Raw genomic sequence first — 16,835 nt, 5'->3', positions numbered from 1 at the left:
ATGAAAGCATTGTCTGTATTAACAGCGATGGTGCTGGCGGTTTCCACCAGCGCGCTGGCAGAGACGAAAGCCAGCGTGGTGCTGGTGCACGGGGCGTTTGCCGACGGCAGCAGCTGGAATAAGGTGATTACCCGGCTGCAAAAACACCATACCGAGGTCATTGCGGTACAACTTCCGCTCACGTCTCTGAAAGATGATGTCGCCGCCACGCAGCGTGCTATCGCCCGGGCTCATGGGGATGTGGTGCTGGTCGGTCACTCCTGGGGCGGGACGGTAATCAGCGAGGCGGGAAACAATGCCCGCGTGAAGTCACTGGTTTACGTTGCCGCTTTTGCGCCGGATTCCGGCCAGTCGACGGCAGCTCTGGCAAATAGCTTCCCTGCTCCGCCAGGGAGCGCCAGCCTCGCTAAAACCACAGAGGGGTATTTATATCTGCCGATAAAAGCGGTCAGCGAGAATTTCGCCCCTGACGTGAAGGACGTTGAGCGCAGCGTGATTGCCGCGACGCAGAGCCCCATTAAGGCCGATGCGTTTGGGGAGAAAATCGCGCATGCCGCCTGGCATGACAAACCGAGCTGGTATGTGGTCAGCAAAAATGACCGGATGATCAATCCTGAGCTAGAGCGCGCAATGGCGAAGAAAATCAACGCCAACACCACGGAGGTAGCGGCAAGCCATGTATCGATGGTCAGCCAGCCGGACGTCATTACCCGTACGATTGAACAGGCGTTATCGGGTCAACAGTGATAAAAAAGCCCGCATGATGAACGGTCCGACTTCGGGCCACGCCATCCTGCGGGCTTTATGCACTTCCGGCTCCTGCAACGGGGTTATGTGCGGTTTTGTCACAAACGCGCCTTCCCCCTCGCTGAACCATCAGAAGCTGTACGTCACCTTCAAACTTCCCACAGGAGACGTTTTTCGCTGAACAATGGGGCTATCGCCGGCCTCCCCCGTCAGCTGCGTAACGCCAGCTGCGGCAAGCAGGCTCCAGCTGGAGGTAAGCTTATGGGTCCAGTCCAGGCTCAGCGAATACGCATATATTCCCGATCCGGCATCGTGTCGGGCAAAACCCGATGCGGCCGACTGGGCGGCATTCACCCCGTAGTAGGTTTGCACATACTTACTGGATCCCCAGCTACCGGTCAGCGCCAGCGTTAACGCATTTTTCGGAGATGTATAGAGCGGGCTGGCAATGCCGAAATGCACAGCTTCACCATTGTCTCTCTCAGAAACCGGGACCTCTGCCTGCAACTGCACGGTCAGCCAGTCAGTCACCCTGTATCCCAGCCCTGGCACAACGATAGCTGAGCCTTTAATGTCACCCATTCCTCGCAGGTCGTCGCTGCCGGAGGCGATCGAATCGCTGCTTACGTCGCGATCCTTACGTCCTGCGCGATAGCTCAGCGCTGCGTTGTAGTCCAGGTTACCAAAGCTGTTGCCGTAGCCGATCCCCCGCGTGGTGCTGACAAAAAAACCATTGGCCATCGCGTAATCAACCACCTGAGCCGCAGAGACCCGGCTCTTGTCCGAACCGGAATAGCGTGGCGCAACATCCACGCCGCCTCCCAGGGTTAACACGTTGCCCTGAGGCTGATCTGCCGCCAGGGTCGGGGTGGCCAGTAACGCCAGGACGGCCCCCGGCAAGATGCTTTTCATGCTGCGACCGATGCGTGAACGGGGGAAACTATTACGCAGTGTGATGTTTCTCATTAAAGAAGCCCTTTGGATTCAGATGATTGCGATACAAGCGGTGTTAAACGCCAGAGCGCTCATTCTGAATACTCACCCTAAGGTTCTTATGAGCCGTAAATGAAGAAATGCTGAAGCACGTGAAGGTTCTGTAAACCCTGAAGAATTCCTGTTACCGTTTTTTCTTCAGTTGTTCTTCATGCACTGTTGATACAGTTACCAATGTGAAAATTCTACTAATTGAAGACGACCTGGATCTCGGCAATGGCGTGCGTATCGCCCTTGCAGATCAAGGATTTGATGTCATATGGGTACGCCGCAAAGAGGATGCGCTGCATCAGCTTGGGATCTGCGTGCCGGAACTTATTTTGCTCGACCTGGGGCTGCCCGATGGCGATGGCATGAGCCTGATGACGCGCCTGCGTCAACAGCTTAAGGGCGTCCCTGTCATCATCCTGACGGCGCGAGGCACGCTACAGGACCGCCTGTGCGGGCTGGATGCAGGTGCAGACGATTATCTGGTCAAACCTTTTGTTCTCGCCGAACTGCTGGCGCGCGTGAGAGCCCTTGCGCGGCGCAGTTACGGTTTTGAAAATGAGGCAATAGAAATTCGCGGTTTGTCGCTTCATATTCCGACGCGTCGCGTAACGGTGAGCGCACGCCACGTTGAGCTGACGGCAAGCGAATATGCGCTGCTTGAAACGTTAATGCTGCGCGCCGATCGCGTGCTTACGCGACGGTATCTGGAAGAAAGGATATTTGGCACGAAAGAAAACCTCAGCAACGCGCTTGACGTGCATATGGGTAACCTGCGGCGAAAAATTGGCGATGGCTTTGTGCGAACGGTAAGAGGCGTTGGGTATGTCATCGATACCGTACCCGTTCAGAAGGCAGCAGGTTGATGCGTAATTTTTGGCACCACCTCCGGCTTCCCACGCTGGTCAGGCGAATGCTGGTCGCCCAGATGCTGCTGCTTACGTTGCTCTGGTGTCTCTTTTTAACCTTCATTTTGCTGGAAGACCTGCGTAGCCCTCCCATACTGACGGGCAGTGAGACTTATGAAACCCTGTTTTCCCTGGTAGAGAGCATGGACGATCGTCCGCAGGCGCGTGATGCTGTGCTGGCAGCGTTCAGCAAGGCGCTGCGGGAGGGCTATGGCGGCGGCGAAGATCCGGAGCTGTCCATCAACCTCATTGTTCGCAAGAATAACGAGATTATTTTTTCTTCGGATGGTGCGCCAACGGGGGTAAAAAATAGCCGTCTGGGGGTCATGCAGCATGTCCAGAGTGAGGACCATACATGGACGAGCCGTACCCTCAAATCCGCGCACTCCGACGTGGAAGTCACCCTTTTTACCCCTGCCGGTAGCTGGAATTTCTTTATCTATCTGAACTCGCGCGGCTACTACGTCATGCCGCTGATGATATGCATCCCTTTTCTTCTGTTCCCCGCGTGGCTGTCCATCCGCATCGCGATGCGCCCCTGGAACAAGGTGGTGAATGAAATTTCATTGCGCACGCCGGACGATCTCTCGCCTTTAAAAGCCGTCCCCAGACACAGGGAGCTTCGCCAGACAGTCGACGCGATTAATGACTTTCTGGCCAGGGTGCGGGAAAGCGCCGAAAGGGAAAGAATGTTTATTGCCGATGCCGCACACGAACTGCGTACGCCTCTGGCCGCGATGCGGATCAACGTCGAGGCGTTGCAGTCCTGGGTCATCAGCGAAAGCCAGCAGGAGCTGCTTGCGGGCATTGTTCGCAGCAATAGCCGTGCTGCGCGTCTCGTCAATCAGCTTCTGCTGATGATGCACAGCGAAGCGCACATCAGCACGGTGATGTCGCCTGTGCCGCTGACGACGCTTATTCAGGAGCGAATGGCTGCCCTGGAACCGCTGGCGTCCGGGCGCAGAATTGAGTTTGAATTCATCGCCGATGATGAAATCCATATCACAGGCATTCGGGAACGTCTGGTATCGCTGATCGACAATTTAATTGAGAATGCCGTGAAGTACAGCCCTGAGGGTGGACGCATTGAGGTACAACTGCAATCGCGTGATAAGTCCGCTCAGCTGCGCGTCTCAGACGCGGGTCCCGGCATTCCGGTTGAATTGCGGGAGCGTGTGTTCGACAGGTTCTTCCGCGATCCTAATCAGACCCAAAGCGGGAGTGGACTGGGGCTTGCTATCGTTAAAGCCGTTACGCAGCAACACAACGGCAGGGTCAATCTGAGTACGTCAGCCGAAGGTGGTCTTATGGTGATCGTTGATTTCCCGAATCCGGCGTTCGCATGAACGTAAACGCGGCGCTACACGTCCTGACATGTGTCAGCGTAGCGTTACTTCACGTATGCCGCAGATTGCTTCAATAAAATTACCGTATTTGTTATATTGTTACTTACTGATTATTCACCTCTGCGGTGCCAAAAAGAACAAGATTCACCGCAACCCAGGACAGAAAAATGTTAGATTACCGCTTCCCGACAGCTTTGCAGATGGTTCTCAGCGTAGCGATGGCGGAGCAATCGGGTGAACGTTCGACGAGTGCAATTCTGGCTTACGGCCTGGAAGCGAATCCGAGCTTTATCCGCAAATTAATGGTTCCTCTCGCCCGCGACGGCATTATCGTCTCCACGCTTGGCCGCAACGGCTCTATTCACCTTGGCCGCCCGGCGGAAGAGATTACCCTGCGTGATATCTACCTCTCCGTCACTGAAGATAAAAAGCTGTGGGCGTCCCGTCCTGACGTCCCGGCCCGCTGCGTGGTCAGCGCCAACGCCTGCTGGTACTTCAAATCAATCGCTGATGAAGCGGAGCAGGCTTCGTTAGCGGTTTTAGCGCGCCATACCGTCGCCAGCGCGCTGGAAGAGGTGAAAAAAGCCGATACCAGCGGGTGCGATCCGGTGCCGGAACTCTGCACACAGCATAAAAAAGCGCCCTAATCCTGACAGACTGCGAAAAAAAAGCCGCCTTCATTGTGAAGGCGGCTTTTTGCTATCTGCTACGTCCTACGCAGGCAACACCTCTCTTTCCGCTTTACCGCGCGTCACGAACTTACGCAGCGTCACGTAAAAGACCGGCGTCAGGAACAGACCAAACAGCGTCACACCCAGCATCCCGGCGAACACGGTGATCCCGGTGACGCCGCGCACTTCTGCCCCTGCCCCGTGACCAAGGATCAGTGGAATGGTCCCGGCAATAAAGGCGATAGAGGTCATTACAATCGGGCGTAGACGCAGGCGGCACGCTTCCAGCGCGGCCTCCATAATGCCTTTGCCCTGAATTTCCAGCTCGCGGGCAAACTCCACGATAAGAATCGCGTTTTTACAGGCCAGCCCCATCAGTACCACCAGCCCTACCTGCACGAAGACGTTGTTATCGCCCCCGGTCAGCCAGACGCCGAACAGCGCGGAGAGCATCGTCATCGGCACGATGAGGATCACCGCCAGGGGCAGCGTCCAGCTTTCATACAGCGCCGCCAGCACCAGGAACGCCAGCAGCACCGCGACCGGGAAGACGATCAGCGCCGTGTTGCCCTGGGTGGCCTGCTGGAAGCTCAGGTCCGTCCATTCAATATTCATCCCGTTCGGCAGGATCTGCTTAGACATACCGTCCAGCTGCGTCATCGCCTGCGCGGAAGAGAGCACGCGCGGGTCGGCATCGCCAATCAGATCCGCCGCCGGGTAGCCGTTGTAGCGGATCACCGGGTCCGGACCGTAGGTGGTCGTGATTTTCACCATACTGCCAATCGGCACCATTTCACCCTGGCTATTACGGGTGCGTAAATTCGCGATATCTTCCACGCTGTCGCGGAACTGCCCGTCGGCCTGTGCCATTACGCGCCAGGTGCGACCGAACTGGTTGAAGTCATTCACATAAGACGAGCCCAGATAGGTTTGCAGCGTCCCGAAGAGATCGGTGAGCGACACGCCCTGCGCTTTCGCCTTATCACGGTCAACCTGTACATCCAGCTGCGGAACGTTTGCCTGGTAGGTTGAGATAGGGAAATGCATCCCCGGCGTCTGCATAATCGCCCCGGACATGGTGTTCACCGCGTTTTGCAGCGCGCCATAGCCCAGACCAGCACGATCCTGAATGTACAGCGAATAGCCCGATCCCTGGCCCAGACCTAAAATCGGCGGCGGCAGAATCGAGAAGCCAAAGCCCTGCTGGATTTGCGCGATTTTCGCGTTGATCTCCGCGTTTATTTCCGCCGCAGTATGTTTACGCTGGTCGAAAGGCTTCAGGCCAAAGAAGACCGTCCCGGTGTTCGGCGTATTGGTGAACTGGAGCGCATTCAGGCCAGGAAACGCGACCGCATAATCCACGCCTTCGGTATTCATCCCGATTTCGCTCATTTTGCGGATCACCGCATCGGTGCGCGCCAGCGACGAGCCTTCCGGCATTTTCACGCCGCCGATCAGGTACAGCTTATCCTGCGTCGGAATAAACCCGCCGGGAACGGCTTTAAACATCACGCCCGCAGCGCAAAGCAGCAGCAAATAAACCACAAACACCGCCCCGCGTCGGCCGAGCGTTTTGCCCACCAGCCCCTGATAGCCAGTCGAGCTGCGGTGGAAAAAGCGGTTAAACGGACGGAAAATCCAGCCGAACAGACGATCGATAAGCCGGGTCGGGAAATCTTTCGGGGCGCCATGCGGCTTCAACAGCAGCGCGGCCAGCGCTGGCGAGAGCGTCAGCGAGTTGATCGCGGAGATCACCGTGGAAATGGCTATCGTTACCGCAAACTGCTTGTAGAACTGACCGGTCACGCCGGAGAGGAACGCCATCGGAACGAATACCGCACACAGCACCAGCGCAATGGCAATAATCGGTCCGGACACTTCACGCATCGCCTGATGCGCTGCCGCAAGTGGGGCGAGCCCCTCTTCGATATTTCGTTCGACGTTTTCCACCACCACGATGGCATCGTCCACCACGATACCAATCGCCAGCACCAGCCCGAACAGGCTCAGGGTATTCAGCGAAAAGCCCAGCAGGTAGAGAATACTGAACGTGCCCACTACCGATACCGGCACCGCAATCAGCGGGATTATCGACGCGCGCCAGGTTTGCAGGAACAGGATCACCACCAGCACGACCAGCACCACCGCTTCCAGCAGCGTTTGCACCACAGCGCGGATCGAGTCGCGTACAAACACCGTCGGGTCGTAAGGCGCCGCCCATTTCATATCGTCCGGGAATCGTGTGGACAGTTCGTCCATTTTGGCGCGTACCGCGTTAGACAGATCGATGGCGTTTGCCCCCGGCGACTGGAAGATACCAATCCCGACCGCGTCTTTATTGTTCAACTGGGAGCGCAGCGCGTAGCTGCCGGACCCCATCTCGACACGCGCAACGTCGCGCAGTCGGACGACCGTACCATCCTGCGTGGTTTTCAGGACAATGTTGCCGAACTCGTCTTCGGTATGCAGGCGGCCCTGGGCGTTAATGGAGATCAGGAAATCGCTCTCTTTCGGCAGCGGCTCGGCGCCAAGCTGCCCGGCGGACACCTGCACGTTCTGCTCCTGCATCGCCGTGACCACGTCCGAAGCGGTCAGCCCGCGGGCCGCGACCTTGTTCGGGTCCAGCCAGACGCGCATCGCGTATTCACCCGAGCCGAAAATCTGAATCTGCCCCACACCAGGCAGACGCGCCAGCTCGTCCTTCACCTTCAGCGTGGCGTAGTTACGCATATACAGTGAATCGTACTTACCGCCAGGCGAAAACAGATGCACCACCAGCGTCAGCGTTGGCGACTGTTTCTGAGTCGTGATGCCCAGACGCCGCACGTCTTCCGGCAGACGCGCTTCGGCCTGCGCGACGCGGTTTTGCACCTGAACCTGCGCCTGATCCGGGTCGGTGCCCGGACGGAAGGTGACGGTAGTCACCAGCACGCCGTCGGAGCCCGCGACGGATTTCATGTACATCATGTTCTCAACGCCGTTGATCGCCTCTTCCAGCGGCGTTGCCACGGTCTCGGCAATCACTTTCGGGTTGGCGCCCGGGTACTCGGCGCGCACCTGCACGCTTGGCGGCACGACGTCAGGGTATTCGCTCACCGGCAGCAGCGGGATGGCGATTAATCCTGTGATAAAAATCAGAATCGACAGTACGGCGGCAAAAATCGGCCTGTCGATGAAAAAACGGGAAAAGTCCATGGATTGGATTCTCAGGTAAGGGATCAGTTGAGGGCGGCGCTGGCGGTCATGGCAACGGTTTTCGCGTTAACCGGCATACCCGGCATAAACACTTTTTGTAAACCATCGACGATGACTTTATCCCCGGGATTCAGCCCCTGCTGTACGATACGTAAACCGTCGGCCAGACGCCCGGGCGTAATGTCGCGGCGCTGCGCTTTCCCGTCTTTATCCACGATATAGACATATTTACGATCCTGATCGGTCAGCACCGCCTTATCATCAACAAGCGTGGCTTTAAATTCCGCACTGCCCGGCAGACGCACGCGGGCAAAGAGTCCAGGCGTGAACTGACGCTGTGAGTTATCCAGCAGCGCGCGCATGCGGATCGTTCCGGTACCCGGCGTGAGCTGGTTATCCAGGAAATCCACTTTGCCCTGATGGGGATAGCCCTCCTCGCCCGTCAGGCCAATCTCCACCGGCAGCGCCGCATGATCGCCGGACACCCGCTGCCCGCTGCGGGCCAGGTTCTGATAGTGAAGGTAGGTTGACTCGTCCACGTCGAAGTAGACATAAACCGTTTTCTGCGAGACCAGGGTGGTGAGCACGCTGGCGCTGTCGCCCGCCGTCACCAGGTTACCGCTGGTGATCAGCGCCCGGCTGGCGCGACCGTCGATAGGCGCGGTCACTTTGGTGAAGTCGAGGTTAAGTTGCGCGGCGTCTACCGCCGCCTGCGCGGCGCGAATATCGGCCTGCGCCTGGGTAGCGGCGGAACGGCGCTGCTCCCACTCTTCGCGGGACACCACGTTGGTATTGACTAATTTATCGGTACGGTTAGCCTCGCTTCGCGCCAGACTGGCCTGCGTTTTGGCTCTCGCCAGGTTCGCCTGCGCCTGTTCCAGCGCGGCGCGATAGGTTCGGTCATCAATCGTGAACAGCACCTCGCCCTTTTTCACCTCCTGGCCGTCGGTGTAATTCACTTTCTCAATGTAGCCGGAGACGCGCGGACGCAGCTGAACGCTTTCCACCGCTTCAATGCGACCGTTAAAGCTGTCCCACTGGCTAATGGATTTCACCACCACGTCAGCAGCGCTGACAACGGGCGCTTGCGGCGCGGCATTTTGCGCGACGCTGTCATCGCACCCGACGAGAAGCGCGGAGAGTAAAACCACCCCCATCGCGCTCAGATGAAAGTTACCCCAGGTTTTTTGCAGGCTCATTATTTTTATTCCGGTTATTGTAGCCGCCGGGCAAGACGCAGCGGGAGGCGCCGCGCCACTTCCTTTGTCCGGTAGCTGGCTGAAGGCCATTTGTGTCGTTCATCGCCACAAAACTGTAACAGTTGCGAATACACTATCGCGGCGATTGTAGGAAGGCGCTTAATTAAGTGCAAGAATAATTGTTGCACTTTATGTGCTATTTGCGGCGAAGATAAATCACGCGTTTTGAGAAGGGATTTAAATGCAACAATAAAACTTGCAATTAATGTAAAAACGGGTCACCTTTAAGTGCAACAAACAAAGATGCTTTTTAATGCGCGGCGTAGGGGGAAGCAAAATGAACACGGGTGCATTCATTCACGATTTACTCGACTGGATCGACAATAACCTCGATAGCCGTCTGGACATTGAAACCGTCTCCAGGCGAGCCGGCTATTCGAAATGGCACCTCCAGCGGCTTTTCAAAGAGCATACCGGCTCCCCTCTCGCCGAATATATTCGCGCGCAAAAGCTGCAAAAATCGGTTGAGCGCCTGGCCCACAGCGATGAACCGATTCTGAACGTGGCGATCGCGCTGGGCTTTGACTCTCAGCAGTCCTTCAACCGCAGCTTTAAGCGTCAGTATGGTCAGGCACCCGGCGCATGGCGACGCAGTATCGGCTGCCGTGAATCGCGGCAGATGAGCCAGTAGTTCACGTTCCGGTCGGGCAAAAAAACCCTCTGTTTAACAGAGGGTTTTAATACTTTTACCTGTTTATGAGAAAACAGGTTGGGTTACTGGCTTATTCACACTCAATTATTGATTGAAAATTAAAATACAATTATATCAGTATATTATATTGTTATGATGTGGCAGTACCATGAAAAATACCATCTTTTATAAAAAGTCTGATTCGAGCACAACCAGCCACTGATGTGATCTACCCCAAGTCATGGGTTGTTTCGTCCGGATAGACACCGTTGTGTAAGGATTGGTAGCCTCCCCCTCCTTTGAAGACTGATGATCGGTAAATTATGAATGGGCGTGAGAGAGGTTAAACACGGTTTCGCTTCAAATGCACATGGACAACGGCTCGGAATTTACCTCTCTGGCTCTTGGGCGGTGGGCAGAAGAGCATGCTGTTGCCAGGAACTTATCAGTCTAGGCAAGCTCATGCAGAATGCGTTTATCGAACGTTTTAACAGGATCTACCGGACGGGAATCCTGGATTTTTATCTGTTCAGAACGCTGAAAGAGGCAAGGGAAGTCACAGAGAACTTGCTGAACGAATACAACAGCGAACGCCCACACGTCCCCCTTAACAACCTGACGCCGAAAGCGCACCAGCTGATGAGGGAAAATCGGAAATCTCAAAAATTGGAGGGAACTAAACCGGTATACTTACAATAGATTTAAACGCAGAATGTGACTAGCTTTGAAGTTCGATGCAGAAATCTAATCTCTTTGGTGGATGAACTTGCGCGCGCTTCGCTATGATTGGGCTACTGTCGAGCAAAATTCGACAGTTTTCGCCGTTAACCAGATCGTTTTAAATAGAATAGAGCCAACTAATGAACCCAGCATTTAGCGCGCTTTTGAATGAGAAAATCGAACTCTTTAGGCATTCTTTTTCAGCTGCCTCACGCCAAACATTTGTATCTCCAAAAACGGGAAAACTAATACACTCTGGTGAATTTGGCACCTACAGGGAAGAAATTATTCGAGGATTCTTAAAGTTGTGCGTGCCCGCAAGACTTGAAATCGGTACAGGTTTTCTAATGAACTCAGCTGGGGAAATTTCTACCCAAGCGGACATCGTGATTTATGCCCCGTCGGCAGTGCCGCGAATAGAATCGAATGAGCATCAGCGTTTTTTTCCTATTGAAGGAGTTTGCGCTATTGGAGAAGTCAAGAGTCGCCTGTCCAAAGCAGGACTGCGAGATGCTTTGAACAAATTAGCGCGAGTAAAAGCTACGGCAGACATTTCACTCCCAGCGACTCCGATTTTTAGAGATGCCTCAATAATTTCATATCCTTTCAATAGAGAAGAAATCGAATATGATCAAATTTTATCTATACTTATATGTGAGGCCTTTGACTTTGATCCCAAAACATTTGCTAATGAGATTGATGATTGGTACGAATCCGATGTAAAGAATCATCACAAGCATAATATGATTTTAAGTGTCGAAGACGGAATCGCTCTCTATATGCATCCAAATGGTAAATCATGGATGTATCCTCCCACCAAAAAATCCCCAGCAAAGAATCGTTTCCTGACGCCAGTTGATAATAAAAATCTGCACTTTCATCTTTTTTGCAGTTATATGTTTTTGGCAGCATCAAGCACGACCGTGTTATATCCAGAAATCACCACCTACATGCCAACTCTGACTGGAGGGTTAAATTATGACCAAAAATAATTTTAAACGCAGCGATATAAATATAGAGAAAACATCGTTGCTGATCGGTCATGCTTGTAGCGGTAGTTTGATTTATAGTTACACCACTACTTCAGTTCCGGCCATTGAAATTTTAAAGGATAAGAAACTCCACCATGATGAGAAATACATACAAACTTATATCTCACTAGATTGAGATTGGTAGCGCGGTTTGATAAGTAGCCCAGCTTGATCATCTTTATTTGAGCCACGGTGCCCACCAGGTTGAGGCCGACTTCTGCCAGTGGGAGCTAGCCAGCTTGTCGGTCGAGTCCGACACAAGCGACTCATCGAGTAGTTGTAGCGAAAGGAGACCGAGCCCACTGCCGTGACGACCACGTAGAGCCTATCCCGGTCATTCACCTTGTAGAGTTTTTCTTTAGGTTTGGCTTGGGGTTCGCGGATTCCGTTCAAAAAATACCATGCTCAGAAACACATCAAAAAAGTAGGAAAAACGAATGAAATCGGGCGAATGGTGGGATTTGATACTATGCTCCCCTCGGCAGAGGCGATATGTTATCGAACGCCAAGCATAGCACTTGGCTAAGTGAATGCCCCATCCTATGCCACATAGATGCACAAAGCTGCCAAAAACTGCCAGCACCTAAAAGCCGAAAGCCCGCAATTAAGCGGGCTCCAAGGTATTTCTTGCTAGATCGTGCCAGACAGTGCCGGGAGCGGACTCACTCCCACTCGATCGTCGCCGGTGGCTTGCCGCTGATGTCATACACCACGCGGGAAATGCCGTTCACTTCGTTGATGATGCGGTTAGACACGCGGCCTAAGAAGTCATACGGCAGGTGCGCCCAGTGCGCGGTCATGAAGTCGATGGTTTCCACCGCACGCAGGGAGACTACCCAGTCGTACTTACGGCCATCGCCCATCACGCCGACCGAGCGAACCGGCAGGAACACGGTGAACGCCTGGCTCACTTTGTTGTACAGGTCAGCTTTGTGCAGCTCTTCGATGAAGATAGCGTCCGCGCGACGCAGCAGGTCGCAGTACTCTTTCTTCACTTCGCCCAGCACGCGTACGCCGAGACCCGGGCCCGGGAACGGATGACGGTAGAGCATGTCGTACGGCAGACCCAGCTCCAGGCCGATCTTACGCACTTCGTCTTTGAACAGCTCACGCAGCGGCTCAACCAGGCCCATCTTCATCTCTTTCGGCAGGCCGCCCACGTTGTGGTGAGATTTGATGACGTGTGCTTTACCGGTAGCGGAGGCCGCTGACTCGATCACGTCAGGGTAGATGGTGCCCTGCGCCAGCCATTTCACATCTTCCAGCTTCAGTGCTTCTTCGTCGAACACTTCCACGAACACGCGACCGATGATTTTACGTTTCGCTTCCGGATCGTTCTCGCCTTTCAGCGCGTCCAGGAAGCGCTGCTCGCCTTCCACGTGAACGATGTTCAGACCGAAGTGGTCGCCAAACATGTCCATAACCTGCTGGGCTTCGTTCAGACGCAGCAGACCGTTGTCCACGAAGACGCAGGTCAGGTTTTTACCGATGGCGCGGTGCAGCAGCATCGCGGTTACGGAGGAGTCCACGCCGCCGGAGAGGCCGAGGATCACTTTGTCATCACCAACCTGCTGGCGGATACGCTCCACGGCATCGTCGATGATTTTTGCCGGGGTCCACAGGGCTTCACACTGGCAGATGTCACGCACGAAGCGCTCCAGCATGCGCATACCCTGACGGGTGTGGGTCACTTCCGGGTGGAACTGCACGCCGTAGAAACGTTTTTCTTCGTTCGCCATGATGGCGAACGGGCAGCTTTCAGTGCTGGCAACGGTCACGAAGTCAGACGGGATAGCGGTGACTTTGTCGCCGTGGCTCATCCACACGTCCAGCAACGGTTTGCCGTCTGCGGTCAGGGAGTCTTCGATACCGCGAACCAGCGCGCTGTCGGTGACGACTTCAACCTGTGCGTAGCCGAACTCACGCTCGTTAGAGCCTTCTACGTGGCCGCCCAGCTGCATCGCCATGGTCTGCATGCCGTAGCAAACGCCGAACACCGGTACGCCCGCTTCGAACACGTACTGCGGCGCACGCGGGCTGTTCTCTTCGGTGGTGCTTTCCGGGCCGCCGGACAGGATGATGCCGCTTGGATTGAACTCGCGAATCTGTGCTTCCGTGACATCCCACGCCCACAGCTCACAGTAAACGCCCAGCTCACGCACGCGGCGCGCCACCAGCTGAGTGTACTGAGAACCAAAGTCCAGGATGAGAATGCGATGTTTATGAATGTTTTCCGTCATTGACGCTAATTCCGAGGCAAGTGAAACAAAACAAAGCGCCCGGCATTGAGCCGGGCGCGGAAATTTATCAGGAGCCCAGACGGTAGTTCGGGGACTCTTTGGTGATCGTCACGTCGTGAACGTGGCTCTCCTGGATACCCGCACCGCTGATGCGTACGAATTCCGCTTTGGTACGCAGCAGGTCAATGGTACCACAGCCGGTCAGACCCATACAGGAGCGCAGGCCGCCCATCTGCTGGTGAATGATCTCTTTCAGTCGGCCTTTATACGCCACACGGCCTTCAATACCTTCCGGCACCAGTTTGTCTGCGGCGTTATCGGTCTGGAAGTAACGGTCAGAGGAACCTTTAGACATCGCGCCCAGGGAGCCCATACCGCGGTAGGATTTATAAGAACGCCCCTGGTAGAGTTCGATTTCACCCGGGGATTCTTCGGTACCGGCCAGCATGGAGCCCACCATCACGGCTGCGGCACCTGCGGCGATCGCTTTGGCGATGTCGCCAGAGAAACGGATACCGCCGTCCGCGATGACCGGAATACCGGTACCTTCCAGCGCTTCAACCGCGTCAGAAACCGCCGTGATCTGCGGCACGCCTACGCCGGTGACGATACGAGTGGTACAGATAGAGCCAGGGCCGATACCCACTTTCACCGCGCTGCAACCCGCTTCCGCCAGCGCGCGAGCGCCTGCGCCGGTTGCTACGTTACCGCCGATGATCTGGAGATCCGGGTATTTAGCACGGGTTTCACGAATACGTTGCAGAACGCCTTCGGAGTGGCCGTGGGAGGAGTCAATCAGCAGCACGTCAACGCCCGCAGCAACCAGCGCGTCAACGCGCTCTTCGTTACCCGCACCTGCGCCAACCGCAGCGCCGACGCGCAGACGGCCATGCTCGTCTTTACAGGCGTTCGGTTTACGTTCTGCTTTCTGGAAATCTTTAACGGTGATCATGCCGCGCAGGTGGAAGTTCGCGTCCACTACCAGCGCTTTCTCAACGCGTTTTTCGTGCATTTTCGCCAGCACCACGTCGCGGGTTTCGCCTTCACGCACGGTCACCAGACGCTCTTTTGGCGTCATGTAGACGCTGACAGGCTGGTTCAGGTCAGTCACGAAACGCACGTCACGACCGGTAATGATACCCACCAGTTCGTTGTCTTCAGTGACTACCGGATAGCCTGCGAAGCCGTTACGTTCGGTCAGGGCTTTCACTTCGTGCAGCGTGGTGGTTGGCAGAACGGTCTGAGGATCGGACACGATACCGGATTCATGCTTCTTCACGCGGCGAACTTCTTCCGCCTGACGCTCGATAGACATGTTTTTGTGGATAAAGCCAATGCCGCCTTCCTGTGCCAGGGCGATAGCCAGACGCGCTTCAGTCACGGTGTCCATTGCTGCGGAGAGCATAGGAATGTTCAGACGAATGGTTTTCGTCAACTGCGTGCTGAGGTCGGCAGTATTCGGCAGAACGGTGGAGTGAGCGGGAACGAGGAGGACGTCGTCAAACGTCAGTGCTTCTTTAGCGATACGTAGCATGGGCAATATCTCTGACCTGGGTGGTTAAATATTGCCGTGGCATTATACAGAGCGTAACCGATTGCATCCACACTTTTTTGAAAAAAATGCTTGCGCTCACCTCTCAGCAGGTTACTATCGACTGAATAACTTGCTGATTTAGAATTTGATCCCGCTCACATGTTATCCTCTCAATCCCCCTCAATTTATACTGTCAGCCGCCTTAATCAGACGGTACGTTTGCTGCTTGAGCAGGAAATGGGACAGGTCTGGATCAGCGGTGAAATCTCTAACTTCACGCAGCCTGCTTCCGGTCACTGGTACTTTACGCTGAAAGACGACACCGCTCAGGTGCGCTGCGCGATGTTCCGCAACAGCAACCGTCGCGTGACGTTCCGTCCTCAGCATGGCCAGCAGGTTCTGGTTCGCGCCAACATTACCCTGTATGAGCCGCGCGGCGATTATCAGATTATCGTCGAGAGCATGCAGCCCGCGGGCGAAGGCTTGCTGCAACAGAAGTACGAGCAGCTCAAAGCCATGCTTTCGGCTGAGGGATTGTTCGACCAGCAGTTTAAAAAGCCCCTGCCCTCACCCGCTCACTGCGTTGGGGTCATTACCTCGAAAACAGGTGCGGCCCTGCACGATATTTTGCACGTTCTGAAGCGCCGTGACCCTTCCCTGCCCGTCATTATTTACCCAACTGCCGTTCAGGGTGACGATGCGCCGGGGCAGATCGTGCGCGCGATTGAACTGGCAAATGCCCGTCAGGAGTGTGATGTATTAATCGTTGGGCGCGGCGGCGGCTCGCTGGAAGACCTTTGGAGCTTTAACGACGAGCGCGTGGCGCGGGCAATCTTTGCCAGCCTTATCCCGGTGGTAAGCGCCGTCGGTCACGAAACGGATGTAACGATTGCGGATTTTGTCGCGGATTTACGCGCGCCCACGCCGTCCGCGGCGGCAGAGGTAGTCAGCCGTAACCAGCTGGAGCTGCTGCGTCAGATCCAGAACGGGCAGCAGCGCCTGGAGATGGCGATGGACTACTTCCTCGCCAACCGTACCCGCCGCTTTACCCAGCTTCACCATCGTCTGCAACAGCAGCATCCGCAATTGCGTCTGGCGCGTCAGCAAACCGTGCTGGAACGTCTGCGTCAGCGGATGAACTTCGCGCTGGATAACCAGCTTAAGCGGGCGGTATCTCGCCAGCAGCGCGTCACGCAGCGTCTGAACCAGCAAAACCCGCAGCCGAAGATTTATCGCGCACAAACGCGTATCCAGCAGCTTGAGTTCCGCCTCGCGGAAAATATCCGCTCACGCCTGAGCACCACGCGCGAGCGTTTTGGCAATGCGGTCACCCATCTGGAAGCCGTCAGCCCGCTCTCCACGCTGGCTCGCGGCTATAGTGTGACCACTGCGACGGACGGCAAAGTGCTGAAACAAACGAAACAGGTTAAAGCCGGGGATGTGCTCACCACCCGGCTTTCTGACGGCTGGGTCGAGAGTGAGGTGAAAGAGATCAAACCGGTGAAAAAAACGCGCCAGCGTAAAAGCGGATAAATCTTCGCCGGTTACAAACTATACTGCTGCTATTGCCTT

Annotated in this window: 13 protein-coding genes and 1 pseudogene; 9 read left to right on the top strand and 5 right to left on the bottom strand. The window is 55.3% G+C overall.

Annotated elements, in window-relative coordinates; all coding sequences use genetic code 11:
• A complete protein-coding gene (locus SK58_RS08555) occupies nt 1–747 on the top strand; it encodes an alpha/beta fold hydrolase (RefSeq protein ID WP_032649056.1) in 747 nt (248 codons plus the stop codon).
• Between the two features lie 129 nt (nt 748–876).
• On the opposite strand, the gene SK58_RS08550 is transcribed toward SK58_RS08555, so the two are convergent.
• Nucleotides 877–1,713 carry a MipA/OmpV family protein gene (locus SK58_RS08550; protein ID WP_023295132.1) on the bottom strand — a complete coding sequence of 279 codons (837 nt, stop codon included), beginning with the start codon at nt 1,711–1,713 and terminating at the stop codon, nt 877–879.
• A 203-nt stretch (nt 1,714–1,916) separates the two neighbouring features.
• Here SK58_RS08550 and SK58_RS08545 point away from each other — a divergent pair, with 203 nt between their 5' ends.
• From SK58_RS08545 to SK58_RS08535, 3 genes are all read left to right on the top strand, one after another.
• Nucleotides 1,917–2,594 carry a response regulator gene (locus SK58_RS08545; RefSeq protein WP_017383516.1) on the top strand — a complete coding sequence of 226 codons (678 nt, stop codon included), beginning with the start codon at nt 1,917–1,919 and terminating at the stop codon, nt 2,592–2,594.
• On the top strand, nt 2,594–3,982 hold the full coding sequence (locus SK58_RS08540; RefSeq protein ID WP_045327324.1) for a sensor histidine kinase: 1,389 nt from the start codon (nt 2,594–2,596) through the stop codon (nt 3,980–3,982). Before SK58_RS08545 ends, SK58_RS08540 begins: the two co-directional genes overlap by 1 nt.
• Before the next feature lie 167 nt (nt 3,983–4,149).
• The gene (locus tag SK58_RS08535; RefSeq protein ID WP_003860591.1) at nt 4,150–4,629 is read left to right on the top strand and encodes an RrF2 family transcriptional regulator; all 480 of its coding nucleotides are present in this window, start codon (nt 4,150–4,152) and stop codon (nt 4,627–4,629) included.
• 66 nt (nt 4,630–4,695) lie between these two features.
• On the opposite strand, the gene oqxB is transcribed toward SK58_RS08535, so the two are convergent.
• Together oqxB and SK58_RS08525 are read right to left on the bottom strand one after the other, a co-directional pair.
• Nucleotides 4,696–7,848: a multidrug efflux RND transporter permease subunit OqxB gene (gene oqxB, locus SK58_RS08530; protein WP_017692935.1), complete on the bottom strand. Its 3,153-nt coding sequence runs from the start codon at nt 7,846–7,848 to the stop codon at nt 4,696–4,698.
• A gap of 23 nt (nt 7,849–7,871) precedes the next feature.
• On the bottom strand, nt 7,872–9,047 hold the full coding sequence (locus SK58_RS08525; protein WP_023295135.1) for an efflux RND transporter periplasmic adaptor subunit: 1,176 nt from the start codon (nt 9,045–9,047) through the stop codon (nt 7,872–7,874).
• Nucleotides 9,048–9,384: 337 nt separating this feature from the next.
• Here SK58_RS08525 and SK58_RS08520 point away from each other — a divergent pair, with 337 nt between their 5' ends.
• The 4 genes and pseudogenes from SK58_RS08520 (at nt 9,385) to SK58_RS22850 (ending at nt 11,625) form a co-directional block, all read left to right on the top strand.
• On the top strand, nt 9,385–9,738 hold the full coding sequence (locus SK58_RS08520) for a helix-turn-helix domain-containing protein (RefSeq protein WP_015572178.1): 354 nt from the start codon (nt 9,385–9,387) through the stop codon (nt 9,736–9,738).
• Nucleotides 9,739–10,096: 358 nt separating this feature from the next.
• Nucleotides 10,097–10,437 (top strand): annotated as a pseudogene (locus tag SK58_RS23065) (integrase core domain-containing protein); the annotation flags it as partial.
• A 161-nt stretch (nt 10,438–10,598) separates the two neighbouring features.
• On the top strand, nt 10,599–11,450 hold the full coding sequence (locus SK58_RS08510) for a DUF6602 domain-containing protein (protein WP_154299766.1): 852 nt from the start codon (nt 10,599–10,601) through the stop codon (nt 11,448–11,450).
• A complete protein-coding gene (locus SK58_RS22850; protein ID WP_154299765.1) occupies nt 11,437–11,625 on the top strand; it encodes a hypothetical protein in 189 nt (62 codons plus the stop codon). The genes SK58_RS08510 and SK58_RS22850 overlap by 14 nt, the downstream gene beginning before the upstream one ends.
• A 526-nt stretch (nt 11,626–12,151) precedes the next feature.
• Here SK58_RS22850 and guaA read toward each other — a convergent pair.
• A complete protein-coding gene (gene guaA / locus SK58_RS08505) occupies nt 12,152–13,729 on the bottom strand; it encodes a glutamine-hydrolyzing GMP synthase (RefSeq protein ID WP_006811514.1) in 1,578 nt (525 codons plus the stop codon).
• Nucleotides 13,730–13,796: 67 nt separating this feature from the next.
• On the bottom strand, nt 13,797–15,263 hold the full coding sequence (gene guaB / locus SK58_RS08500) for an IMP dehydrogenase (RefSeq protein ID WP_003860601.1): 1,467 nt from the start codon (nt 15,261–15,263) through the stop codon (nt 13,797–13,799).
• 159 nt (nt 15,264–15,422) lie between these two features.
• Here guaB and xseA point away from each other — a divergent pair, with 159 nt between their 5' ends.
• Nucleotides 15,423–16,796, top strand: coding sequence for an exodeoxyribonuclease VII large subunit (gene xseA / locus SK58_RS08495; protein WP_032654466.1), 1,374 nt, complete (start codon nt 15,423–15,425; stop codon nt 16,794–16,796).
• The last annotated feature ends 39 nt before the right edge of the window (nt 16,797–16,835 follow it).

It is taken from the genome of Enterobacter sp. BIDMC93 (genome assembly GCF_001037805.1).
In the GTDB taxonomy this organism is placed as follows: Bacteria; Pseudomonadota; Gammaproteobacteria; order Enterobacterales; family Enterobacteriaceae; genus Enterobacter; species Enterobacter hormaechei_C.
The sequence above is the reverse complement of the archived record's forward strand: the minus strand, read 5'-3'. Positions and strand labels throughout refer to the sequence as shown.